At 49.1% G+C, this 23,435-nt stretch carries 23 protein-coding genes; 17 read left to right on the top strand and 6 right to left on the bottom strand.

What is annotated here, in order from left to right:
• Window positions 1-42: 42 nt before the first annotated feature.
• The 10 genes from LLG09_04040 (at window position 43) to LLG09_03995 (ending at window position 10,823) form a co-directional block, all read left to right on the top strand.
• Window positions 43-483, top strand: coding sequence for a GNAT family N-acetyltransferase (locus tag LLG09_04040; protein MCE5196283.1), 441 nt, complete (start codon window positions 43-45; stop codon window positions 481-483).
• Window positions 484-525: 42 nt separating this feature from the next.
• The gene (locus tag LLG09_04035; GenBank protein ID MCE5196282.1) at window positions 526-1,332 is read left to right on the top strand and encodes a class I SAM-dependent methyltransferase; all 807 of its coding nucleotides are present in this window, start codon (window positions 526-528) and stop codon (window positions 1,330-1,332) included.
• Window positions 1,333-1,486: 154 nt separating this feature from the next.
• Entirely contained in the window at window positions 1,487-2,227 is a 741-nt protein-coding gene (locus LLG09_04030; protein MCE5196281.1) for a TetR/AcrR family transcriptional regulator, read from the top strand.
• Between the two features lie 748 nt (window positions 2,228-2,975).
• A complete protein-coding gene (locus LLG09_04025) occupies window positions 2,976-4,322 on the top strand; it encodes a radical SAM protein (GenBank protein MCE5196280.1) in 1,347 nt (448 codons plus the stop codon).
• 73 nt (window positions 4,323-4,395) lie between these two features.
• Window positions 4,396-5,595, top strand: a complete 1,200-nt coding sequence (locus tag LLG09_04020; protein MCE5196279.1) for a PatB family C-S lyase — start codon at window positions 4,396-4,398, stop codon at window positions 5,593-5,595.
• Between the two features lie 291 nt (window positions 5,596-5,886).
• Entirely contained in the window at window positions 5,887-6,771 is an 885-nt protein-coding gene (locus LLG09_04015) for a YitT family protein (protein MCE5196278.1), read from the top strand.
• A 797-nt stretch (window positions 6,772-7,568) separates the two neighbouring features.
• Window positions 7,569-8,546: a dipeptidase gene (locus tag LLG09_04010; GenBank protein ID MCE5196277.1), complete on the top strand. Its 978-nt coding sequence runs from the start codon at window positions 7,569-7,571 to the stop codon at window positions 8,544-8,546.
• Between the two features lie 10 nt (window positions 8,547-8,556).
• A complete protein-coding gene (locus LLG09_04005) occupies window positions 8,557-9,261 on the top strand; it encodes a hypothetical protein (protein MCE5196276.1) in 705 nt (234 codons plus the stop codon).
• Complete coding sequence (locus tag LLG09_04000) at window positions 9,258-9,527, top strand: PqqD family protein (GenBank protein MCE5196275.1); 270 nt, start codon at window positions 9,258-9,260, stop codon at window positions 9,525-9,527. Before LLG09_04005 ends, LLG09_04000 begins: the two co-directional genes overlap by 4 nt.
• Window positions 9,528-9,530: 3 nt before the next feature.
• Complete coding sequence (locus LLG09_03995; protein ID MCE5196274.1) at window positions 9,531-10,823, top strand: D-serine ammonia-lyase; 1,293 nt, start codon at window positions 9,531-9,533, stop codon at window positions 10,821-10,823.
• A gap of 85 nt (window positions 10,824-10,908) precedes the next feature.
• Here the strand turns inward: LLG09_03995 and LLG09_03990 are convergent, their stop codons facing one another.
• The 4 genes from LLG09_03990 to LLG09_03975 all read right to left on the bottom strand — a co-directional run bounded on the left by LLG09_03990 (window position 10,909) and on the right by LLG09_03975 (window position 15,392).
• Window positions 10,909-11,430, bottom strand: coding sequence for a hypothetical protein (locus LLG09_03990; protein ID MCE5196273.1), 522 nt, complete (start codon window positions 11,428-11,430; stop codon window positions 10,909-10,911).
• Between the two features lie 181 nt (window positions 11,431-11,611).
• Window positions 11,612-12,529 carry an ABC transporter permease gene (locus LLG09_03985; protein ID MCE5196272.1) on the bottom strand — a complete coding sequence of 306 codons (918 nt, stop codon included), beginning with the start codon at window positions 12,527-12,529 and terminating at the stop codon, window positions 11,612-11,614.
• A gap of 15 nt (window positions 12,530-12,544) precedes the next feature.
• Window positions 12,545-13,465 (bottom strand): ABC transporter permease, encoded by a 921-nt coding sequence (locus LLG09_03980; GenBank protein MCE5196271.1) that lies wholly within the window; start codon window positions 13,463-13,465, stop codon window positions 12,545-12,547.
• A 337-nt stretch (window positions 13,466-13,802) separates the two neighbouring features.
• Window positions 13,803-15,392, bottom strand: a complete 1,590-nt coding sequence (locus LLG09_03975) for an ABC transporter substrate-binding protein (protein MCE5196270.1) — start codon at window positions 15,390-15,392, stop codon at window positions 13,803-13,805.
• Window positions 15,393-15,804: 412 nt separating this feature from the next.
• Here LLG09_03975 and LLG09_03970 point away from each other — a divergent pair, with 412 nt between their 5' ends.
• The 7 genes from LLG09_03970 to LLG09_03940 all read left to right on the top strand — a co-directional run bounded on the left by LLG09_03970 (window position 15,805) and on the right by LLG09_03940 (window position 20,965).
• Window positions 15,805-16,293 carry a pyridoxamine 5'-phosphate oxidase family protein gene (locus tag LLG09_03970; GenBank protein ID MCE5196269.1) on the top strand — a complete coding sequence of 163 codons (489 nt, stop codon included), beginning with the start codon at window positions 15,805-15,807 and terminating at the stop codon, window positions 16,291-16,293.
• Window positions 16,294-16,468: 175 nt separating this feature from the next.
• Entirely contained in the window at window positions 16,469-17,200 is a 732-nt protein-coding gene (locus LLG09_03965) for a YkgJ family cysteine cluster protein (GenBank protein ID MCE5196268.1), read from the top strand.
• Entirely contained in the window at window positions 17,193-18,062 is an 870-nt protein-coding gene (locus LLG09_03960) for a histidinol-phosphatase HisJ family protein (GenBank protein ID MCE5196267.1), read from the top strand. The genes LLG09_03965 and LLG09_03960 overlap by 8 nt, the downstream gene beginning before the upstream one ends.
• A 184-nt stretch (window positions 18,063-18,246) precedes the next feature.
• Entirely contained in the window at window positions 18,247-19,443 is a 1,197-nt protein-coding gene (locus LLG09_03955) for a pyridoxal phosphate-dependent aminotransferase (GenBank protein MCE5196266.1), read from the top strand.
• A gap of 291 nt (window positions 19,444-19,734) precedes the next feature.
• Window positions 19,735-20,115, top strand: coding sequence for a transposase (locus LLG09_03950; GenBank protein MCE5196265.1), 381 nt, complete (start codon window positions 19,735-19,737; stop codon window positions 20,113-20,115).
• A gap of 308 nt (window positions 20,116-20,423) precedes the next feature.
• Window positions 20,424-20,663: a transposase gene (locus tag LLG09_03945; protein ID MCE5196264.1), complete on the top strand. Its 240-nt coding sequence runs from the start codon at window positions 20,424-20,426 to the stop codon at window positions 20,661-20,663.
• Window positions 20,633-20,965: a DDE-type integrase/transposase/recombinase gene (locus LLG09_03940; GenBank protein ID MCE5196263.1), complete on the top strand. Its 333-nt coding sequence runs from the start codon at window positions 20,633-20,635 to the stop codon at window positions 20,963-20,965. The genes LLG09_03945 and LLG09_03940 overlap by 31 nt, the downstream gene beginning before the upstream one ends.
• A 112-nt stretch (window positions 20,966-21,077) precedes the next feature.
• On the opposite strand, the gene LLG09_03935 is transcribed toward LLG09_03940, so the two are convergent.
• Entirely contained in the window at window positions 21,078-22,283 is a 1,206-nt protein-coding gene (locus tag LLG09_03935; GenBank protein ID MCE5196262.1) for an amidohydrolase family protein, read from the bottom strand.
• 1 nt (window position 22,284) lies between these two features.
• Window positions 22,285-23,433: an amidohydrolase family protein gene (locus tag LLG09_03930; protein ID MCE5196261.1), complete on the bottom strand. Its 1,149-nt coding sequence runs from the start codon at window positions 23,431-23,433 to the stop codon at window positions 22,285-22,287.
• Window positions 23,434-23,435 lie beyond the last annotated feature (2 nt).

Below are 23,435 nucleotides of genomic sequence, written 5' to 3'. Positions count from 1 at the left end.
TTGAAATACCGAATGCACTCAGGCGCATGGCGAGGTGAAAAGATGTTATATGATGCGATCGATTTGCAAGATCAGGAAATCTATTTGCAGCTGCAGGCAGCTGTCGAGGCAGAGGAATTAACCGGGAATCTGCCGACGTATTATTTTAAGATACGGCGACGCAGCGATGATGTGGAACTGGGACGCTGCGATCTGCGGATTGGTACAAACTGCAAGACCGCAATCGATGGAAACTTGAGTTTTACCATCTATCCGGCCTGGCGGGGACATCATTATGCCGCAAAAGCCTGTCGGCTGCTGCTGCAGTTGGCGCGCCGGCATCAGATGGAAAGCCTGATCATCACCTGTCGGCCGGAAAATACCGCCTCGCGGAAAACCTGCCTGCTGCTCGGCGCCCAATTGCAGGAGATTTTTACTTTGCCTGCCGGACACGATCTGTGCTGCAACGGCAGCCGGATGTGCCGTTATAAACTTTTGTTGTAGAGATGCAAGAGATCAGATCATCAGACGAAAGGGGATAGAGCAATGAGCGATATCGTGAAAAAAGTCCAACAATACTATGATGAACATGTTGAAGCGGAGTGGAACCGTCTGGAGAGGCATCCGTTCGAATTTGCGCTGACTATCCGAATGTTGGATCAATACATCAAGCCGGGTGAGCGTGTGCTGGATATCGGCGGCGGTCCCGGCCGTTATGCGCTTTACTATGCCAAAAAAGGCTGTCAGGTGACGCTGGTTGATCTTTCAGCGGAAAATGTGAAGTTCGCACAGCAAATGGCGGCGGCCCAAGACGTGAATCTTACTGCGCTGGCCGGTGATGCCAGATATGCCGACCGCTTGCTTCAGAGCAGTTTCGATCATGTCTTATTGATGGGGCCGCTTTATCACTTGACTCAGGAAGAGGATCGCAACCAGGCTATCGAGGCAGCGCTGCGCTGCCTGAAGCCTGGCGGCCTGCTCTATGTATCGTTTATCCAGCTTTATAGCGGAATCATCGATTTTCTGAAGTCTATGCCGGAGTCTGTCGTCAAAGCGGAAGAAGAGTATTATCTCGATTGTGTCAGACAAAATATTCCCTTTACAGGAAATGCCTTTACCGAAGCTTATTTTTACACGATTGCCGAAATTGCACCTTTTATGGCGCAGTTTCCGTTGCAGCAATTGCGCTTTTTTGCGCAGGAAGGGATTCTTGCCGCCAATGAGCTCACGTTAAAGGATTTACCGGAAGCAGTCATCCGCAAATGGCTGGAGCTGGCGCATCAGTTATGCGAGCGTGAGGAATTCCTGGGTATGGCGGAGCATCTGATGTATATCGGACGCAAGACAGAGTAAAGCGCTGCTGCCGAAAAAAGTCATGCCGCAACAAAAAAAGTCGAATCTACTTGACAAGATTCGGCTTACTTGTTAGAATAGTTTAACCGGACGGTTAACTAAATTGTCGTCTTCTTCGGTTCTCAGAAGAACGTGAAGCAAGAGGGGAAATGGCATGAACAGTAACAGTACAGCGAACCATCTTACATTCTATGAGGCAAAAGATCGTATTCTCCAGGCGACTCAGACACTTTTTGCGGAAAAAGGTTTTGATGCTACCAGCATCAGTGAAATCTCCAAAAAAGCGAGCGTCAATAAAGCTTTGATCTACTACTATTTTGCAAACAAAGAGGCAATTCTGGATATAATGCTGGAGCAGTTGTTTGAAGAATCGAAATCCCTGTCGATGAATTTCATCCAGGACCATATTCTCAGCATGATTTCCAATAACCTGCTCGACATCCTGCCGGATCGGTTTCATTTTGTCAACGAAGAAGCGGCGAAATACTTTCTGCAGCAGATGCTGCAGTTTTATGGGCGCACAATCGATTTTATCCTCGAGCGCAAGCAGTTAGTAAAAATTCTTTTTTTAGAATCGTTGAAAAGCGGCAAACACCACAATGATTTGTTCCGTTTTACGGAACTCATCAAAGGGAATGAAAGCAATCCGCTGTATCAAGAAATCAAAGCTGTGGATGCGGAATTTGCTTTTCCCGTGGAAATTACAGTTTTCAATTTCTTTTTCTTCTTACAGCCGCTGATCAGTTACGCTGTTTATGCGGATGATTTCTATAATGTTTTTGGTATCCCGGAAGAAGGCATCCGTGATCATTTTATGCGCTCAATACAGACGCTTCTGCCGTCGTTTATTGCCGGTCCGGATATTCTGTTATCCTTTACAGCCAAATTGGTCTAAAGAATCGTTTGCTTCCAGAAATAGGGAACGCCCGGAAGAGAAGTCATCGATGCAATTAACCGGACGTTTAATCAAGACAATGCTTGTCTTCGAGCCAAAGGGAAGGTCAGAAAGAGTCCTGGCTGACAGTTCAGGGAAGATTGCTTTATTCTAAAAAAATCGGGGGACGGAAAGCGCCGTTGCATCGGTTGACTGAGACAAGAGAAAGGTGATGTGCAGTGAAAGAATACCGTATTATCATCCATGTGAGGTCTGATTTGCCGTCGCATGGTTGGGAGAAGGGAAATATTCTTGTTCCTCTCATGCAATACAGGCTCGATGAGGTTCCTTATACCTGGGGTGCAAAGGATTTACAGCCGGCACCAGGTTGACTTTGCCCATCGCTGCAACAGGGGATCGGCCGGATAGCAAGCCGCGCTGAAAGTTGATTTGCAGGGAGAGCGTGTCTCCAATCGAAAGATACGGAGCGGTTAACCGGATTCCGGGGCTCTATTTCACTTGATACAGCTACCAGTGGCAGTTGATCAGCTCAAAACAGTGTTGATTTATCAGGCAGCGGTGCCGGGAAAGCGGATTATTTGAAAAAACGTTGAAATCTGTTTATCCCGCCGAGGTTAGGTTCAGGGAGATTGGTTCGATGATTGGCAGCCATATCAGTTCCGGCAGCGTTTCTTTGCTTTTTGGGAGGTGATCTGAGCAGACGTATTCGATCGGCCAGTCTAAAATAAATAGAGAAGGAGAGAGTAGTATGAACGAAAAAACAGTGAAAGAAAATATAGAAGGAATCGCTTTGAAGACAGCATTCAAATATCTGAATGAAGATCCGGATCAGGCATTTCCTAAGTTGTTGCACTGGGTTGATCTGTTTGACCATAACGATACGATGCTTGGTCAAAGGAAAGCGATGCACAGTGTGTTGGAACATCCCGATGGCAATTGGTACCGCTTGATGAAGAGCCTATGGACCGATATCGACGATGGGGTTAGAAAGACAATGTTCGAAAATTTCGTTATCAATGCCACAGTTCTTGGCGGTCAGCGTCAGCAGAAAAACAGGGAGAAATATCAATGTAATATTCCTTGGGCAATTTTAATGGACCCCACCTCTGCCTGTAATCTGCATTGTATTGGTTGTTGGGCAGCGGAATACGGTGACAGGCTGCAGATGGATTATGCGACACTGGATGACATCATCCGGCAGGGAAAAGCTCTGGGGACCTATATGTATATCTATTCCGGCGGAGAGCCTTTGGTGCGCAAGCAGGATATCATACGCCTCTGTGAAGCGCATCCGGATTGTCAATTCCTGGCTTTCACGAATGCAACTCTGATCGACGAAGCCTTTGCAGACGAAATGCTGCGCGTCAAAAACTTTATTCCGGCGATCAGCATCGAAGGCTTTGAAGCCGAAACGGATGCACGCCGCGGCGCGGGAACTTTTCAAAAGGTCTTGCATGCAATGCAGCTTCTCAAAGCAAAAAAACTTCCCTTCGGCGCATCCTGCTGTTATACCAGCCAGAATACAAATATCGTCGGCAGCGAAGCGTATTTTGATTTCCTGATCGAGCAGGGTGCCAAGTTTGCCTGGTTCTTTACCTTTATGCCGGTTGGCGTCGGCTCACCGGTAGAACTGATGGTCAGTGCCGAGCAACGCGCGTTTATGTATCAGCAAATACGGGAATTCCGCAGCAGCAAAGCGATTTTTACAATTGATTTTTGGAATGACGGCGAATATGTGAATGGCTGTATTGCGGGAGGTCGCTCTTATTTGCATATCAGCGCAAACGGGGATATTGAGCCTTGTGCATTTATTCATTACAGCGATGCCAATATTCACGAAAAAACTCTTCTGCAGGCTTATCAATCGCCGCTGTTTATGCAATATAGAACGCATCAGCCTTTCAACAAGAATATGCTGCGGCCTTGCCCGCTGCTTGACAATTACGGCGCTTTGGCAGAAATGGTGCACGCGTCGAATGCGGTTTCCACCGATTCAGCAGAGAAAGAAAATGTGGATGAGCTTTGCGCAAAATGTCAAACAGCTGCTACCAACTGGCAGCTGGTAGCCGATCGCCTCTGGCAGGAAAAACATTGACTTGACTCTTGCAGAATCGGGCGCGTATCATAAAGATCGGGAGTCATATCAATTAAGAAAAGGGGATCGCAGCATGCAGTATAATTTCGATGAAGTGGTTGAGCGGCGCGGGACTTATTCGATGAAGTGGGACATGATGCCAATGATGTCCGCGATGATGAATGGTAAATTTAGGTTTGACGAACAGACCATCCCTCTGCAGGTTGCGGATATGGATTTTCCGGCTGCCCAACCGATTGTGGACGCCATGCATCGTGTGGCCGATTTCCGTATTTACGGTTATACTTCCGATCTGGCTGCTCCTGCCTATCGCGCGGCGATTGTGCATTGGTTTAAAACCAGACACAACTGGGAGATCAATCCGGAACATATCCTCTATGCCAACGGTACGGTGGAAGCACTCAACGGCGCAATCAGAGCATTCAGCAAGGAAGGCGAAGGCATTATTCTTTGCCGCCCGGTTTACGGTCATTTTACCAGTGCCATTGAAGAGGACTGTCGGCGCAAGGTGGTCAGCAGCCAACTGATCAATCAGGAGGGCTATTACAGTATGAATTTTGCGGATATTGAAGCAAAATGCGCTGACCCCAGGAATAAATGTTTTGTGCTTTGCTCGCCGCATAACCCGGTCGGGCGTGTTTGGCAGCCGGAAGAATTGCGCACGCTGGCGGCGATCTGCAAAAAACATCAGGTGATTCTCATCTCCGATGAGGTGCATTGCGATATCCTGCGCAAGGGCGTCCGGCATTACCCTTTGGCTGCCGTTGTTGATGATTTAAGCAATATCGTTGTGCTCAACGCCGTAAATAAGACCTTCAATCTGGCTGGCTTATCCTGTTCCAACGCCATCATCGCCGATGATACTCTGCGGGCAGCCTATCATAAAGCGATGGGCATGCGCATGCCTACTCCCTTTGCGGTGGCGGCTTTGATTGCGGCCTACACCGAAGGCGAAGAATGGCTGGATCAGGTTAATGCGTATATCGACGGCAATATCGACGCCGTGCAGGCTTTTTTGCAGGAAAGGATGCCAAAAGTCAAACTGTGGCGCCCGGAGGGGACCTATTGCTTGTGGCTGGATTTCAGCGGTTATGGTCTCAGTCATGCAGAAATTGAGGACCGGATTTACGGCAAAGCCAATGTCATGCTGCAAAGCGGTCTGGTGCACGATCCGCAGTTTGGCGCCGGCTTTGAGCGGGTCTGTCTGCCGGCGGCACGCAGCGTCATCATGACAGCCTTTGAGCGGATCGCCCAACAATTCGCAGACGACTAAGCGGCAGCAACTGTCCGGCGCGCTGCGATCCAAAAAGAGAAGAGCAGACGATAAGAGACAAAAGCCTCTTGTCTGCAACCGTCAAAAACAGATCGGCTGTGGCAAGAGGCTGTCTTTTTGTCGGAAAAACAGCAAAGCGGAGAAAGGGAAGAGCATACCGGCAGCGCATGCGGTATTTTTTGGTTGACAAATCTTAACATCTTTGCTATACTAAAAAATAACAAAAGAGCGTTTTGCGGATTATAGTGTAATTTGCGAAACGCTTTTTTTGTGTAAGGGAGGAGGATCATCATGAAAAAGAAACTGAAAAAGATCGCGCTGGATACAGTGGTGGAGCTGGCAGGGGGATTTCTGATTGCGATCGGTTTGTATAATTTCGCACTGTATGCGGAATTCCCAATGACCGGCATTTCCGGTATTGCCTTAATCCTGCATCGCCTCTTTGGCTATAACATTGGTGCGACGGTGATTTTATTAAATATACCGGTTGCCCTGCTCTGCTTTCGTCGCCTCGGCAAGGGTTTTTTCTTTCGCTCTCTGCGCTGTACGCTGACCTCCTCCCTGATCATCGATTATGTTGCCCCTTTGCTGCCGGTTTATTCCGGAGACCGCCTGTTGGCTGCCGTTTGCACCGGCGTCCTGGCAGGAGTGGGTTATGCCTTGATCTATATGCGCAATTCTTCCACCGGCGGCACGGATTTTATTTCAATGGCTGTGAAATCAGCCAATCCGCATATTCCGCTGGGCAGGATTATCTTTATTTCCGATACTGCGATCGTCTTGGTTGCCGGCTTGATTTTTCGTGATATCGACGGTATCATTTATGGCATGATGATCACTTATCTCTATTCTCTGGTCGTGGATAAATTCATGTATGGTGTGAATGCCGGTAAAATGGCTTTGATCGTCACTGAGAAAGGCGAACAAATCTGTGATGGAATTGACGAATACAGCGGGCGCGGCTCCACCTTGCTGCAAGCCAAAGGCGGCTATAAAAGGACAGATAAGCAGGTCGTGATGTGCGCTTGCAATAATAAGGAAATGTTCACTGTGGAAAAGGTAGTCAAGCAGATCGATCCGAAAGCCTTTACCATCATTCTGGAGTCCAACGAGGTTTTGGGTGAAGGATTCCAAAATCTGCGCGTAGCGGAACTGGAAAAAAATAGAAATTCCTGAGTGAGACAGCCAGAGAATCAGGGGCTGCAGCAAAACGAAAAATTGCTGCAGCACTTTTTTGTGCGCCACGCATGGTGCGTAACTAGGCGGTGAAAGTCCGCTATGGGGGTAGGTAGCAGCCAACCATTAGCCAAGCGCAAGGGTGTCCATCGCGAGATGGAATCTGAAGGAAGCGTGATGAGCAAACTCCCGGTCCAGGGAACACGAACCGTATCAGGCACTAAAAAATAGGCTGAGTCTGCCAAACAAGAAGAGATCCAAATCACTACCCGGATACCAGGGTGTAATCGTTGGTTGAAATCGGTCAAAATATCTTTCATTTTAAAATCCATTCCTTTCGCAGTGCTCAAGGCACAAATAGAGATGAAAAGGGTGCAAATAGTTCCTTTTCACGCTATAGAGATGAAAAGGGTGCAAATAGTTCCTTTTCACGCTATACTCAAATGTTTTTGTATATTTGTATCAAGGTAAACAATAGGGAACGATCAGCTGGCCCCATTCACTCCTGCGGCAGGAATTTGGAAAAGAAAATGACGATCAATGGTTTCAAGGCGCTGATCCGGGCAAAGCGATCAAATAGAGGTCCAAGAATATTGACAATAGCAAGCATAAAATGTTTTTATCTGTACCCTAGATGAAATACTTGCGCAGGCGGCCTTTTGCTCATAGCAGCGCAGCGCAAAAAAAAGCAAAGTAAAACAAACGGTAAAGGTATGGTAATTGTGCATCGCAAGCAGGAATTTGCGATCAACTGACGAAAAGAGAAGCAAAGATGAGTGAAAGAAGGGTTCTCGCAAATGAAAATCATTGATATGCATTGTGACACTTTAGGCGGCGCTTACCGCAAACCGGATGAATTCAATCTTTTTGCCAACGACTTGAATATTGATTTTCAAAAAATGCAGAAAGGCGATTATATGGCGCAGTTTTTCGCCATGTTCCTGCCGCCTCGCGCGCAGGCAAAAGAGAGAGGTCACGAGCTGCCGCCGGATGATGTGATGATCGATACGATGCAGGCTGCCTTGCTGCGGGAAATCGGCAAACACAGCGATCTGATCGGCTTCGCCCGCAATGCGGCCGACTTGCAGGCCAACAACAAAGCAGGCAAAATGTCAGCCTTTTTAACCATCGAAGACGGCCGGCCGGTAGAAGGAAGCTTTGAACGGCTGCAGCATTATTATGATTTGGGCGTCCGGCTGATTTCCTTCACCTGGAATTACGCCAACTGTTTTGGCTTTCCCAATTCTTTGGATGCTGCTGTGATGAACAAAGGCTTAACAGCCTTTGGCTGCGAAGCTGTGGAGTGGATGAATGACAAAGGCATGCTGGTCGATGTCTCTCACCTTTCTGACGGTGGGTTTTTTGATGTTGCCCGTCTCAGCAAGAAGCCATTTGTGGCGTCACATTCCAATTGCCGCGCCTTATCCGGCCATCAGCGCAACCTAACGGATGAAATGATCCCCCTGCTTGCGAAGAGCGGCGGCGTTGCCGGGATCAACTTCTGTTCCAATTTTCTGAGTGCGGATATCAGCAGCAAAGACAGCCTGGTATCGGATATGGTACGTCATATCCGGCATTTTGTGCAGCTGGGCGGCATTGAATGTGTGGGTTTGGGTTCCGATTTTGACGGTATCACCAGCAACCTGGAAGTGAAGGATGCTTCCCGGATGCAGATAATTTTTGACGCGCTCAGCAAAGCAGGCTTCAGCGAAGCGCAGATTGAAAAGATCGCCTATGGCAATGTGCTGCGCGTCATCAAAGAAGTTGTAAGATAGTCATGCTATGATGCCGAATCTTCGTATTGCCGATCTGGTTTTCAGTTTCACTCCGCGTTTTAACGAACTTAACAACCTGTGCCGTGCGTATCTGTGCGATGCTCCGGCAGAGGTGATTATCACTGTGAGCGATGCCATGCTGGCGGCAGAACAACAAAAAGATCCGCATTTACCGCCGGCGCTGCATGAGAGCAATTGTCTGCAGCGTCAAATTTGCCGCGCATTGCTTGATTATGAAGGCTTTTTGCTGCATGCCTCGGCGCTGGCTCTGGACGGGGAAGCTTATTTATTCACCGCTCCGAGCGGTACAGGGAAATCGACGCATGCCGCGCTCTGGCGTCAGCGCTTTGCGGAACGTGTGAGCATGCTCAACGATGATAAACCCGTTTTACGGCTGCAAAACGGGCATTTTGTTGTGTACGGTACACCCTGGGGCGGAAAACACCAATTGCAAACCAATAGCAAGGCGCCGCTACGGGCTGTCAGCCTGCTGCGGCAGAGCTCTCAAAACAGTATCCGAAGGCTTGAGCAGAACCGCTTGCTGCCGCTGCTGCTCAACCAGACACTGCGGCCGACCGAAGCGCAGCCAATGCAGCACCTGCTGGATTTACTGCAGTATTTCGCGGATACGGTACCTATTTACGAATTGAACTGTACCATCTCAGCAGAGGCAGTTGAACTTGCCTATGGGGCCATGAAAGAAGGGTCAGCATGAAAATCAAAAAAGGATTCCTGTTAAGGCCTTATGCCGGACAGTCCGTCGTCGTCGCCGTCGAAGAGGCAGCGGAGCAATTCAACGGTTTGATCCAGTTAAATGAAAGCGCAGCTTTTCTCTGGCGTTATTTGGAGCGGGGCAGCAGCCAAGCTCAGCTGCTGGAAGCGCTGCTGGCGGAATACGAAGTGGATGCAAACACGGCACGGCAGAGCATAGCTGATCTGCTATGCACATTAAGAGCGGCGGATTTGCTGGAAGGAGAATAGAAGATGCAAATTGCGAATAACCCGTTGCTGCGGCGTTTGGCTGCGGCAGAGGAGGTTTTTTGGTTGAATCCGAATTTGCAGGAAACAGAATCCCCTCTGGCCAGCGCAGACGGGGTGGAAGACGCCAGGCAGCGTTTGCAGCGTTTTGCCGCTTATTTTATAAAGGCCTTTCCGGAAACGGCAGCCGGCGGAGGGTTGATCGAATCCGAATTGCTGCCACTGCCCCGCTTGACGGATTCTCTGCGCAGCGAATCTCCTATTGTACTGAGCGGCCGTTTTTTTCTGAAAGGCGATCATACATTGCCTATTTCCGGCTCCGTGAAGGCACGCGGTGGAATTTACGAAATATTAGTCCTGGCTGAGAGGATAGCCATGGAAAAAGGCATGCTGCAGGCGGATCAAGACTACAGTATTTTGGCAGAACCACAATTTCAGCGGCTGTTTTCGCAATATGCGGTGGCCGTAGGTTCGACCGGTAACTTAGGCTTAGCGATTGGCATCATCAGTGCGAAGCTTGGTTTTCAAGTGACAGTGCATATGTCTGCCGATGCGCGTCAGTGGAAAAAGGATTTGCTGCGCGCCAAAGGTGCGCGTGTGGTGGAGTATGACGGTGATTTTATGCTGGCGGTGCGGGAAGGGCGCCGGCAGGCAGCCCTGGACCCTTCCTGCCATTTCGTTGATGATGAAAATTCCTTTACGCTTTTTTATGGTTACAGCGTGGCGGGAAAGCGAACGGCAGCCCAGTTGCTGGCGGCGGGAGTCTGTGTGGATGCGGAACATCCTCTCTTTGTTTACTTGCCCTGCGGCGTCGGCGGCAGTCCCGGTGGGATTGCCTACGGTCTGAAGCAAGAATTTGGCAGTCATGTGCATTGCATTTTTGCCGAGCCGGTGCAGTCACCTTGCATGCTTTTGGGCGTGGCGACCGGGCTGCATGATGAAATCTGCGTGCAGGACATCGGTTTGTCCGGCAAAACGGCGATGGACGGTCTGGCGGTTGGACGGCCGTCCAAATTGATCGGCCGCATCATCGGTCACCGTCTGGACGGTATTTATACCCTGCAGGATGCCAAAGCATATCCCATGCTGACCCGGCTGTATGATACGGAAGGGATCGCTTTGGAACCTTCCGCCTGCGCCGGTTTGTTCGGCTATCAACTGACGCAAAGCGATGCGGCTTATCGGAAGCGGTTCAGCGAACAGCAATGGCGCAATGCGACTCATCTTGCTTGGGCAACCGGCGGCGGCATGGTCCCAGCGGCAGAAATGGCGGCTTACATCGCAAAAGGACGTCTGTGATAAGTTAATAGACCTAAAAACAATCGGGACGGTGCATTGCACAGTCCCGATTGTTTTTAAGGTTGCAGGATAAAAATGAGCGTCGTTATTCGGTAACGAGACAGGATTGATCGCGCAATCCGTTTTGAACTGCATTGTTTCTGCCGCCAAAGCCGGTGCCGTCCTGTAAGCGGCTGCCATTCATTTGCCCACTGCCGGCGCCGATTTGCTGTTGGTTGCCGGACATGCGGCCCATTCCCAAAGCTGCTTTTATGCCGCTGCCTTCACCAGTGCAGCTTGCCTGTTGTTCCTGCATCGTAACCAGCAGAGAATCAGCTTCACTCTGAGTGAGACTGCCAGCGGCAACCTTTGCTGCCAATTGATCTTTTTGCATTTCCAGCAATTCGAATTTGAATTCCGTCAGCACTCCTGCAGCAGAGGCAATTCCGCCGTAGGTGGTACCGGTATTTGATCTCTCTGCGGTAACACTTTCGTAGGTCCTGCCGGTCAAGCCAGCTAAGGCTTCAGCAGGGGTATTGTAATTGGAGGCAGCGTAAACGCTGAGGGAACCTGCACTGATGGTGAATACCATAGCGGTAAGTGCGAAGACTTTTTTAAGATTTGTCATTTGTAATGACCTCCTTCTTTTTTTGTGAATCAACTTCTTGACTACAAACAGATCATACCGAAATGCTATGGCGAAATTATGTTTTTTATATATAGAATTTACGGCAATTCAAATAAAGGGGTTGTCTCTTCCTGACTTTGCTTAAGCCGGAGCAGACAACCCCTGTTTTTTTTTTTAGAATCTAGATTTTCATTTTCGGATCCAAAGCATCACGTAGCCCGTCTCCCATCAGATTGAAAGACAGCACCGTAATCATAATGGCAATGCCGGGATAAGTGCAGATATGCGGCGCATTGAGAATGTAGGCTCTGCCTTCATTCAGAATGGAACCCCAAGTGGACTGCGGCGGCTGAGCGCCAAAACCCAGAAAAGTCAGACTGGATTCCAGGAGAATGACGCTGGCGATATTCAAGGTGGCCGTAACGATGATCGGTACGACAGCATTGGGCAGGATATGCTTGAAGATGATCCGTTGATCGTCACACCCCAAAGCCCGGGCGGCCTCGGTATAATCCAGTTGCTTGATTTGCATGACTTTCGCCCGTACCTGGCGGGCATAACTGTTCCAGGAAGTCAGTCCAATGACGATCAAGAGATTATTCATGCTCGGACCCAAAGCGGCTACCACTGCGATGACCAGTAAAAACTGCGGAATCGTCACAAAAATCTCAGCGATCCGCATGATTACATTATCAACCCAACCGCCATAGAAGCCCGCCAAGGCACCCAGAACAACCCCGACTACCAGCGAAATCGAACCGGCAAGGAAACCGATGCTTAAGGATACGCGCGAACCCCAGATAATTCGGCTCAGGATATCGCGCCCCAACTGATCCTGACCTAAAAGATGCGCCGCACCTGGTCCAGCCAGGCGGTTGATTGGATCTACCGCATTCGGATCATAAGGAGATAAAATCGGAGCAAACAACGCAATCAGCAGCAGGGTGGCGATCATAAATAAGCTGACCACAGCCAGTTTATGCTTACGGAATCGCGTCCAGACCCCTTTTAATCCGCTGCCGGCATCGGCATCCGTGATCAGCTCCATTTCCAGTTTTTCCGGATTCTGCTCCAATGGTATGGTTTGTTTTTTCATCATCATAGCTCTTCTCCTTTAGTCGTAACGAATACGCGGATCAATAACACAATAGAGAATGTCCACTGCCAGGTTGGCGATCAAGACAGCGCTCGACGTGAGCAGAATCACCGCTTGCACGACAAAATAGTCGCGATTGGAGAGAGAGCTGATCATCAGACGGCCAATGCCGGGCAGAGCAAAGATGACCTCTACGATGACGGAACCGGTGACAAGGTAAGCGATCCAATAAGCGAGAGAAGTCGCAATCGGAATCATGGCGTTACGCAGGGCATGGCGATAAACGACGACTCTTTCTTTTAAACCTTTGGCCCGGGCAGTTCGCACATAATCTTCTCCCAGAACTTCCAGCATGGAACTGCGGATAATTCTGGTTAAGCCGGCAGCCCAGGTGGTGCCCAGAACAAAGGCGGGCATGATATAATTCAGCCATGAATCGCTGCCGGAGGAAGGCAGCCAGCCGAGTTTTGCGGTAAAAACGGAAATCATCATCAGCGATAACCAAAATGACGGCATACTCTGATTAAGCAAAGCGAAAAAGGTCGCAATATAATCAAAGACAGAGTATTTTCTGACCGCGGAGAGTATACCAACCGGAAAGGCAATACACAAACCCAAGACAGAAGCAATCAGATTCAATTTCAACGTATACGGCAGCCGTGAAGCAATTAAGTCGGTGACGTCCATACGATTGACAAACGACATACCAAAATCACCCTGCAGGGCTTTCCCCAGCCAGGTAAAATATTGGAGGTAGATTGGTTGATCAAACCCCCATTCTTTCCGAATTGCGGCGACAATTTTAGCATCCGTTTCGCGGCCGGCGATCACAGAAACCGGATCCCCCGGCGCCAGATGCATCAAAGAGAAGACGATCACAGTGATGCCGAACAAAGTAAGAAGAGCCAATAATGTACGCTGCAAGATAAATTTCTTCATTGAGCGAACCCCTTTTCTCATGCGCACTGTCACGGCTGCCGACCCGTCAGGCGGATATTTTAGCATCTCAACTTAAAAAAAGACTAAGGTGGGAAACAGCTGGTACTGTGGTTCAGTGTCTTCCGCATAATATACTATCAAACGAATAAGTATGCAAGTCTGAAAGGACGTGTTATTTTAAAGATTTCAGTCTGATTGTTCAAATGCCGCAAAACCGCTGTGGTTCTCCGCAAAAGAAGCGGTGAAAAACGGCAGTGAGCAACAGCGGGAGCATTAGAAGGGGCCGTTATGAAACGGCCCCTGTCTCTGTGCTTGCTGCACAATGGAAAGCAAAGATTTATTTCACGGGTGCAACAATTTTTAAATTGGTCAGTAAACCATAGGGTGAAGCATTCATACCGGTGAAGGAATTGCTGAGTGCATTATTGGCATAGGGGAAGTATAAGAAGAGCATCGGCAGATCTTCGGCAAGATAGGCTTGCAGTTGATCATAGATGACCGCACGTTTCGCAGGGTCGGTTTCCACTTTGCCGGCGTCCAGCATAGCATCAACCTCTGCATTTTTGTAACGATAATCGTTGAGACCGCCTTCGGAATGCAGATAACGCGATTGATCGGGATCCGCTTCCGGACCCATAGAGCCTACCATCGATTGGTAGGTGGCGTTATCGGCGCCGTTTAAAATCACATCGTCCATAATCGCATACATGGCGCTTTTTTCCATGGTCTTGATCGTCATTTCTACGCCGATCGCTTTAAAGCTTTGCTGCAATAAGAGAGCGATTTGAGTGAAGGTTTCGTCGCTGGCATTGACTAAGGTTTCAAAAGAAGCTTTGATACCGGTGGGGCTGACATAAATACCATCGGTACCTTTGGTGTAGCCGGCATCTTCCAGGGTTTGAATGGCTTTGGCCGGATCATACGGATAGAGTTCTTTGATTTCTTTGTAGTAGCTGTGATTGGGAGCAAAGGTGGTGTTGGCTTTTACACCATAACCGTTCAGCACGCTGGATATGATGGTGTCTTTATCGGTAGCATAAGTGAGTGCCTGACGGAGTGCTTTATCCTGGAAGACTTGATATTGGTTGTTCCAGGCAAGATAGGCAAAACGTAATTGAGGATAGGAGAAAACCGTGTATTTATTGGTTTCCGCCGCAACCGCTGCCACATCATCCGGAGAAATTCCGGCGATGTAGTCAATTTCGCCGTTTTTAAAGGCGATCAGACGGACAGAAGCTTCCGGTATCGGTTTGAAGATGACAGTTTTCAAAATCGGTTTCGTACCCCAGTAGGTATCATTGGCTTCCAGTGTCAGAGTTGTTTCAGGAACCCATTCTTTCATCTTCCAGGCGCCGGTGCCAATGGGTGCCTGGTTGTAGCCATTGTAGTTGTTGGTGTTGTATTTGTTATCGGTAATGTATTTCTTGTCCAGAATCCCCATGCTCATCCGACCCAGAAAAGGTCCGAAAGCATTGGAGAGTGTGAAAACGACCGTCGAATCATCGGGAGTATCAATTTTTTCGATGATGGAGTAATTCTTATAGGCATTGGACTTGGTATTCGGATCAAGTATTTGTTCGTAAGTGAATTTGACATCAGCGGAAGTGAAAGGATCGCCATTGTGGAACACGACGCCTTTCCTTAAATGGAAAGTCCAGACCTTGCCGTCGGTTGAGGTTTCCCAGGTTTCAGCCAGGGCGGGGATGATTTCATAATTGTCTTTGAAAGCAATTAAACCATCATGAATCAACTGATGCACGTCGCTGGAATTGGCGTCGGTAGAAAGGAAAGGAACCAGTTGAATGACATCAGACGAGGTGCCGATGCGAATCGAAGTGGGAACCTCTTTTTTCGGAGTGGTGTTACAGCCGAACAGTATGGCAGCAACCAGCAATAGACAAACAATAGATGCAAACCGTTTTTTCATTGTGTGATTTCCTCCTGTTTTATTTGATATCGTTTTACAGCGGCCCTGAGTCGGTGCGTCGCCGGAAACAATAAGCTTGTGCAATAATATACCAAACATAGAATAAATATGCAATAGCATTCCGGTAGATTTCAGAAGTTTTTTTTGTAGATATTTAATTTATTTTTCCCCGCGGCGCGCATATGCAGCGCATATGGTCAGGATGAGAGAAGAGTAGGGATACGACGGAACGGATCTGCAGGGGAAAGCAAGCGGTCAGAGCAGAAAAATTGCGTGTCCGGCAGGATAAACGCTGCGCTGATCGAAATGAACAAAGTAAGCCGGGAAAAGAATGACTTGTTTTTTACCTTGAGAGGACCAGGACAGATGGGATTTAAATGGGATTTTAAAAAAAACAGAGGAGTGCCGTCCAATGAAAAATGAGACAATGGCCATGCGCCGCAGTGACAGAGCACTGTCACAGGATCAGGCGATCGGGATTCTCGAACAGGGTGAGTTTGGCAATCTTGCCATGGCTTGGCAGAATGAGCCCTATACGATTCCGGTCAATTACCTTTTCGCTGATGGTAAAATCTATATTCATTCTGCCAAAGAAGGCAAGAAACTGCTCTGGTTAAAGCAAAATCCGCTGGTTTGTTTTTCCGTCAGCCGTATGCTGCAATTAAAGAAAGCCGATACTTTCTGCGCTTACGGTGCTTTTTTTGAGAGCGTGATAGTCATGGGTCATTGCAGCTTGCTGGAAGAGCATCCGCAGAAAGAAGATCGCCTGATGCAACTTGTCCTCAAGCATGATCCAGCGGTTAAATTGCCTGCGATCGACGAAAAAGCTGCCGATCAGGTTGCGCTCCTGGAAATTACGATCAGCAGCATCAGCGGCAAAGCGAGCTATCCGGAAAAATAGCGGTATTTCTCTGACGGATGTTTTTTGGTATGCGGTGAACCAAAGCGTTCCGGCAGTTCGCTGCTTTTTCTTCGCTGCAGGAAAAGCGAAATAAAAGCTTGACAACAGACGCAAAGCTTCTTCGCAAAGCAGAAGAGATCGATCCGGATGATAGGATAGAAGGGAGTTGCAGCGGATGCTGACTTTGGAAATGTCGTATGAAAGCGGCGAAGCCCAACTGGTCCTGCGTGCACTGAGTCAGACAGCCACCGTAGCGGATCTACTGCGGGCGATGCAGCTGGCCACGGATGACGCCGATCTGCTCAAACCAAGGCTGCAGACACGTTATGGTGTTTGCGCCGGCTGCCGGGCGAATTGCTGCCATCATTATGATGTTACGCCGGACTATTTATCCGTCCGGCGTCTGGCTGACCGGCAGCAGCTCGACGTGACAGCTTTTGCGCGCAAATGGCTGGACCTGTCAGAAAATTTAGCTTTCCCGCAGTGGAAAAAGCATCCCTGTCCTTTTCTCAAAGACGAGCTCTGCACGATTTATCAGGAACGCGCCTTGATCTGCCGGCTCTATCTCTGCACTCCTATGGGAGACAGTTTGGAGAAACTCCGCTGCGCTGTTTCTCTGATGGGGGAAGGAGCCTTGCGCCTGATGTTGGTCCGCGCGGAAATAGCGCCGAAAGCCTGGGGTTATCGGGCTTTGGCGGACGACCTGAAACTGCGGCTGCGTCAGGGCAACCTGACCAGGGCGCATTATGAAGACGAAATGGAACAGCTCCATCTTATGACGGAGCGCAATCCCTTTTTGTGGGCGGCGGATTACAGTGAAATTCGCCTGGCCGATTGCTGCACGGATGACTTCTGGGCTCTACTGCCGGTGCAGGCATCCGATGCAGAGAGCGGTTTTGATGATTGAGAAGAAGAAAGTAAGAAGTGATATTGTTTTGAATTATTACGCGGATTTTCACCTGCATTCCAGCGTTTCCCTGGACAGCAAAGCAAGTATGGCGGAGCAGATCGAGAAAGCAATTGAGCTGGGTTTGGAGGAAATCTGCTTTACCGAACATTTGGATTTTGATGAAAGAGAACGCAGCCGGACCAAAAATCTGAACAACGGACCGCGCTCCGGATTTATCGATGAGACGGATTATCAGCAACAAATTGCCGCAGCACGCCGGCAATTTGACCGGCGAATCAAAATCGGTTATGGTGTGGAGGCGGGGCAAGGCCATCATGCGCCGCAGCAAGCCCAGGCGCTGATCGAGGCACGGCCCTATGATTTTGTGCTGGCTTCCATTCATTTGATGCATGAGAGCGGTATGATTATCAGTGTGCCGTGGCAGGCCGGTTTGAGCGAAGCGGAAACCTACCCGGCTTATTTCGATGATTTGATTCTGCTCTCCGGTATGGATTTTTTTGATGTTGTGGCGCATTGTGACATCATTAAACGGTTTGGCACGGAGAAATTCGGTTCCTTTCAGGCGCAAAAATACGAAGAACAAATCAGATCTGCCCTGGCAAATCTGATTCGCCAGGGCAAAGGGATTGAGATTAATACCTCCGGTCTGCGGCAGCCCTGCCGGGAAACGATGCCGAATCTCATGTTATTGCAATGGTACCGCGAAATGGGAGGTGAAATTTTGACAGTGGGCTCGGATGCGCATGCCCCGGCTAGTTTAGCTTTTGGTTTAGAGCAAGGCTACGCCCTGGCGCGCGCGGCGGGTTTCCGATACTTCACTACCTTTCATCAGCGTCAACCGTATTTTCACCTGCTTTAATAGCCATGATTTGCTCCATCAACCGTTTGATCAGCAGATTATTGACTGTCTTTGGTTATTTTCTGTAGATCGGAAGGGTTTGATCCGTCATTCTAGAATGGAAAAAGAGTTGCAAAGCAGGTAAGGACATTTCTTTGCAGAACTGTTCTGCAAAACCTGATCATGAAACGGAGGAAATAGAAAAATGAAAGCAATTTCCAAACGCGCTCGTCAAATCAGTCCCTCTCCCACTCTCGCTTTGGATGCCAAAGCCAAAGCCATGATGGCACAAGGCTTAGATGTCATTAGTTTTGCGGTTGGAGAACCGGATTTTAACACGCCGGATCACATCGGGCAAGCCGGTATTGAGGCGATTAATCAGCATTTTACCCGATATACCGACGCATCCGGTTTGCCGGATCTGAAAAAAGCGGTCTGCAACCGCCTGAAGATCAATTTTAATCAGGATTATCAGCCCAATCAGATTGTAGTATCCAATGGCGCCAAGCATTCACTATACAATGCGTTCGCTGCTTTATTGGATGACGGCGACGAAGTGATTCTGCCTACTCCCTGCTGGGTCAGCTATACCGAACAAATTCGTTTGCTTGGCGGCGTTCCCGTTTTTGTGGAAACCAGGGAAGAAAATGATTTTGTCATGGTGGCTTCTGAATTAAAAGCGGCGATCACGCCAAAGACCAAGGTTTTGCTGCTCAATTCCCCCTCCAATCCCACCGGCGGTGTTTACAGCAAAGAGAACCTGCAGGCAATTGCCGATCTTTGCGTTGAAAACGATATTTATGTGATTGCCGATGAAATTTACGCGCAGTTGTTATACGATGGACGTGTATACACCTCCATTGTCAATTTAGGCGAAGAGATCAAAAAACGGACGATTGTGATCAACGGTGTTTCCAAAAGCTACGCTATGACCGGCTGGCGGATCGGTTATACCGCTTGTGACGCCGGCATTGCCAAAGTGATGGGCAGCATGCAAAGCCATATCACCGCCAATCCCTGCAATATTGCCCAAAAAGCCGCTGTCACCGCTCTGAACGGCCCGCAGGAATCGATTGAAGCGATGCGGGTGGAATTTGAAAAGCGGCGCAACTACCTGGTAGAGCGGGTCAATGCTATCCCCGGCTTGTCCTGCCGTACTCCGGGCGGCGCTTTCTATGTCTTTGCCAATGTCAAAGGCGTTTTTGGCAAAACCATCCGGGGTGTCAAAATCGCAACTTCCACCGAATTATGCGACCTGATTCTCAACGAGGCAAAAGTAGCCATTGTGCCCGGGGTGGCATTTGAAGCCGAAGGCTATATGCGTTTTTCCTATGCCAACAGCATGGACAATATCAAAGAAGGTCTGGACAGAGTAGAGGCCTTGCTGAAAGAAGCGAAATAACCCGATCAGATCAGAATAGAATGCCACCTGAAAATAACCGCTCGCCAAATGATATGCTCCCCTTAAAGTAGACAGTGGAAATAAAAAAACACTGCTACAGAAAGGGGAGTATATTTGTACCACGAAGAAGTCAGATTTTATCTGAAACAATAATTGTAATGGTTGAGAGCTATCTCCGTGGTGAAATGGGAGCCGCGGAGATAGTGCAAGAACTTGGAATTACAGAATCTAAGCTGCGCAGATTCTGTAATTCTGTATAAAGTTTACAGGCCGGAGGGAGTGGTTTTGCAGGTGAAAAGTAGGAAGTACAGTACTGAATTGAAACGCAAAGTGGCTCAGAGATATTTATCCGGCAGTTCATCCATGAAAGGTCTTTGCTTGAAATATGCCCTAAGTGATGAACATATAGTTCGGCGATGGATAAAGAAGTATAATAGTCAGGAAGATTTCAGCCGGCTCAACAATGGAGGTGCAATCTACATGACGAAAAGGCGTGAGACAACGCCGGATGAGCGCATAGCTATAGTCAACCATTGCATAGCCAACAACAACGACTATGGTAAAGCAATTGAAAAGTACGGGATATCATACCAGCAGATTTACGGATGGATTAAAAAGTACGAAAAGACCGGAGCCGGCGGTTTTATCGACCACAGGGGCAAGCGAAAATAAGAAGCTTCTATGAACGAATTAGAGAAACTACGCGCTCAGCTGAAATTGAAGGAAGCCGAAAACCTGCGGCTTCAGATGAGAATGAACTGCTAAAAAAATTGGAGGCGCTCGAAAGGGGGTGGGATGTGGATTCAGTCGGGTGCGCCTTGAAAGTAAATACCTAGCGGTAGAAAATCTGAACGAAGAGAGAAATATCCCATCCGCGCGCTTTGCGACATACTCAAGCTCAAGCGTTCGTCCTACTACAAATGGTTGCGGCGCAACTAATCCAAACAAGAAGCTAAGGATACCGAATTGATTAACCTCATATGTCAGCTTTTCAGGTAGCCAGCGGTATATTCGGATATCGCCGGATGCGGCTCAATCCGGAGCGCCGTTGCGGACTGCACTGCAATCTAAAACGCATATACAAAGTAATGAGAACAATCAGGTTGAAATCAGTCATCCGCAGAGAAAGACCAAACTACATAAAATCTACGCCAGAACCGCGGCGGAGAATCTTTTGTACCGTAATTTCGTGGCAGAGAATCTCAATGAGAAATGGCTGACGGATGTTACGGAGTTCAAGTATGAAAATGGCGATAAAATGTATCTCAGTGCAATTCTTGACCTGAAAGACAAGAGCGTCATTTCCTATGTCATTGGGCATCGGAATGATAATCAACTTGCATTTGCCACCTTTGATACGGCGATTCAAAAATACCCTGATGCAAAGCCATTGTTTCACAGTGACCATGGGTATCAATATACAAGTAAGGTCTTTAGAGCCAAATTGGACGTTGCGGGTATGACACAGAGCATGTCCCGTGCTGATTGTTGCATCGACAACGGTCCGATGGAGGCGTTTTAGGGTACGCTAAAAGCGGAAATGTATTACCTTCACAGATTTCATGAATATGACAGTTTAAAACCGCCGGTGAACGTTAGGTTCATTTTTACAACAACGGAAGATTTCAAGCACATTAGTATCCGCGCTGCCAGGGCTCCAGCCAGGTGGCTTTATCCCAAACTTTTTCTCCGTTGACCCAGGTCTCGATACAGCTGCTGCGAATGGAAAGGGGATGGCCGTTGTAAACTGCAAAATCGGCATCCTTACCAACCGCCAGCGATCCGACCCGATCGGCCACACCGGTAATTTTTGCGCCGTTCAGGGTCAGCGCTTTCAGGGTTGTAGCTTCCGAGCAGCCTTCTTTCCAGGCCAATGAACCGCTCAAACGCAGCAGTTCAATCGCCATCACCGAAGCATCGGTGGTGAAGGAAAAGAGAATGCCGGCTTGCTCCAGCAAAGCGGCGGTCTGATACTGTTTGGCATGGACTTCCTGTTTGCCGCGGGAACCCAAAGTCGGTCCCAGCGTACACATGATCTGGCGCTTTTTGATCTCATCCGTCAGTAAATGGCCGCTGGTGGTATGCTCGAGGGTGATGATCAGCTGAAATTCATCGGCGATCCGCATGGCGGTCATCATATCGTCCGCCCGGTGCGCGTGAATTTTGCCGGGCACTTGCCGTTTCAGTAAGGGAATCAGCGGCTCCAACTGGGTATTGATGGCGAATTCTTTGCCTTCCGCCAGCGCAGCTTCTTTTTTTAGCATATACTCCTGCGCTTTGCAGAGAGCTTCACGCAGCACGGCAGCAGAGCCCATCCGGGTTGTTGGGATCACGCCTTTAGAACCGACAGCCCGCTTCGGGTTTTCGCCCAAGGCGATCTTTACGCCGGTATTGCGCTTGAGCAGCAAATCTTCTCTGGTCTTACCGGCCATTTTGGCGGCAAAACCGACGCCGGTAATGACCTTGCCGCTGCCGGGTAAAATATTGGCGGTGGTAACGCCTCCCGCCAGAGCATCGCTGAGATGACGGTGACGCGGGTTAAAGTGATAAAAATAATCGACATCCGGCGAACAGGCAATGCCAAGCGAGGTGCCGTTCAACTCGCTTTCAGCATACTCGTTTTGATTCCAGTCGTGCGCCACCAAATGGCTGTGCGCTTCTACCATGCCGGGCAGGATTTGCTGACGGCCGAAATCAACCAGTTCGAAGTCGGAAGGAATGCTGAGATGGTCCGCTACGGCGATGATTTTACTGCCATCCACCAGGAGAATACCGTTATCCAGTACACCGGCAGTATCAACCGTATAGATCCGCGCGGCTGTGATTGCGTATTTTGCCATTTCATTTCCCCCTTTCGTAAACCGGCTGACCATTGATCCACACTTGTTCGACGTAACTCTTGGTTTCAAAGGGATGGTCGGTCCATAAGACCAGATCTGCTTTTTTACCCGTATCCAGAGAACCGAGCTGACTGTCGAGCCCAAGCAATTGGGCGGGGTAGAGGGTGATGGCTTTCAGCGCTTCCTCTTCATCCATGCCTTCCCGATTGGCGATGGCGGCGGTTGTCACCAGGTATTCAATCCCGGTTTGCGGGTGTTCGGTGGAAATGGCGAATTTCAAACCGGCTTGCTGCAGAATTCCCGGTGTTTTATGTGAAGTGGTGTTAAACAAACCGCGGCGATTCATCAGAATCGGTCCGACGATCATCGGCACCTGCGCCTGCAGCAAATCTTCCACGCAATAATAGGCTTCGCTGACGCGCTGCAAAATCAACCGAAAACCCCATTGCTCCGCCAATTCCAGGGCATTAAGAATATCGTGCAGATAGACTGCCTGCATGATCAGCGGCATTTCGCCCTGCAGGACAGAAACCATTGGCGCCAGGCGGAAGCCTGCCTCCGGCGCCGCTTTGCCTTCCGCAAGCGCTTGATTGCATTTGGCCAGCCATTCTTTGGCTTTCTGCAGCTCGCCGACCAGTTTTGCCACCATTTCGCTGCGGTCACGCAAGCCTGTCATGGGGTTGCCGCCGCCTACCAGGTTGACGAACAAAGCAAAAGGCTGCTTGAGGATGCGGCGATCGATGATCGGACTGCCGGCGGTATGCACGATAACACTCTGACCGGCTACGATGGCAGAGTTGCCGGGACAGATATTGACAGTGGTTACCCCACCGCGCAAAGCATCGTCAAAAGAGGGATCATTGGGTAAAATTCCGTCCAGAGCGCGTAAATAGGCGCCCATTTTTTCTTGGGTTTCATCTTCATCGGCACCAATGGCACCAACAACTTCTTCGTGTAAGCCGGGGCGGCCGCAGGCCTCGATCAAGCCGGGTGTCAGAACTTTGCCGCAGGCGTCCAGCACGGCACAATCAGCCGGAATCTCAATCTCTGCGCCGACCGCTGCGATTATACCGTCCCGGATCAGCAGACTGCCGTTTTCCACTCTGCCGTGCGACATGGTAAAAAGGCGGGCATTCTTGATTGCGAACATCA

This window comes from Negativicutes bacterium (assembly GCA_021372785.1).
In the GTDB taxonomy this organism is placed as follows: Bacteria; Bacillota; JAAYKD01; order JAAYKD01; family JAAYKD01; genus JAJFTT01.
Note: the sequence above shows the minus strand (reverse complement) of the source record. Positions and strands in the feature narration are given on the sequence as shown.

Coding starts and splice junctions, on each gene's coding strand:
- LLG09_03965 (MCE5196268.1), top strand. CDS start 16,469: ATGCTGACTTTGGAAATGTCGTATGAAAGCGGCGAAGCCCAACTGGTC.
- LLG09_04010 (MCE5196277.1), top strand. CDS start 7,569: ATGAAAATCATTGATATGCATTGTGACACTTTAGGCGGCGCTTACCGC.
- LLG09_03970 (MCE5196269.1), top strand. CDS start 15,805: ATGAAAAATGAGACAATGGCCATGCGCCGCAGTGACAGAGCACTGTCA.
- LLG09_03985 (MCE5196272.1), bottom strand. CDS start 12,529: ATGATGAAAAAACAAACCATACCATTGGAGCAGAATCCGGAAAAACTG.
- LLG09_03945 (MCE5196264.1), top strand. CDS start 20,424: ATGTCAGCTTTTCAGGTAGCCAGCGGTATATTCGGATATCGCCGGATG.
- LLG09_03975 (MCE5196270.1), bottom strand. CDS start 15,392: ATGAAAAAACGGTTTGCATCTATTGTTTGTCTATTGCTGGTTGCTGCC.
- LLG09_04020 (MCE5196279.1), top strand. CDS start 4,396: ATGCAGTATAATTTCGATGAAGTGGTTGAGCGGCGCGGGACTTATTCG.
- LLG09_03930 (MCE5196261.1), bottom strand. CDS start 23,433: ATGTTCGCAATCAAGAATGCCCGCCTTTTTACCATGTCGCACGGCAGA.
- LLG09_03960 (MCE5196267.1), top strand. CDS start 17,193: ATGATTGAGAAGAAGAAAGTAAGAAGTGATATTGTTTTGAATTATTAC.
- LLG09_04000 (MCE5196275.1), top strand. CDS start 9,258: ATGAAAATCAAAAAAGGATTCCTGTTAAGGCCTTATGCCGGACAGTCC.
- LLG09_04035 (MCE5196282.1), top strand. CDS start 526: ATGAGCGATATCGTGAAAAAAGTCCAACAATACTATGATGAACATGTT.
- LLG09_04005 (MCE5196276.1), top strand. CDS start 8,557: ATGCCGAATCTTCGTATTGCCGATCTGGTTTTCAGTTTCACTCCGCGT.
- LLG09_04040 (MCE5196283.1), top strand. CDS start 43: ATGTTATATGATGCGATCGATTTGCAAGATCAGGAAATCTATTTGCAG.
- LLG09_03980 (MCE5196271.1), bottom strand. CDS start 13,465: ATGAAGAAATTTATCTTGCAGCGTACATTATTGGCTCTTCTTACTTTG.
- LLG09_03990 (MCE5196273.1), bottom strand. CDS start 11,430: ATGACAAATCTTAAAAAAGTCTTCGCACTTACCGCTATGGTATTCACC.
- LLG09_04015 (MCE5196278.1), top strand. CDS start 5,887: ATGAAAAAGAAACTGAAAAAGATCGCGCTGGATACAGTGGTGGAGCTG.
- LLG09_03995 (MCE5196274.1), top strand. CDS start 9,531: ATGCAAATTGCGAATAACCCGTTGCTGCGGCGTTTGGCTGCGGCAGAG.
- LLG09_03955 (MCE5196266.1), top strand. CDS start 18,247: ATGAAAGCAATTTCCAAACGCGCTCGTCAAATCAGTCCCTCTCCCACT.
- LLG09_04025 (MCE5196280.1), top strand. CDS start 2,976: ATGAACGAAAAAACAGTGAAAGAAAATATAGAAGGAATCGCTTTGAAG.
- LLG09_04030 (MCE5196281.1), top strand. CDS start 1,487: ATGAACAGTAACAGTACAGCGAACCATCTTACATTCTATGAGGCAAAA.
- LLG09_03935 (MCE5196262.1), bottom strand. CDS start 22,283: ATGGCAAAATACGCAATCACAGCCGCGCGGATCTATACGGTTGATACT.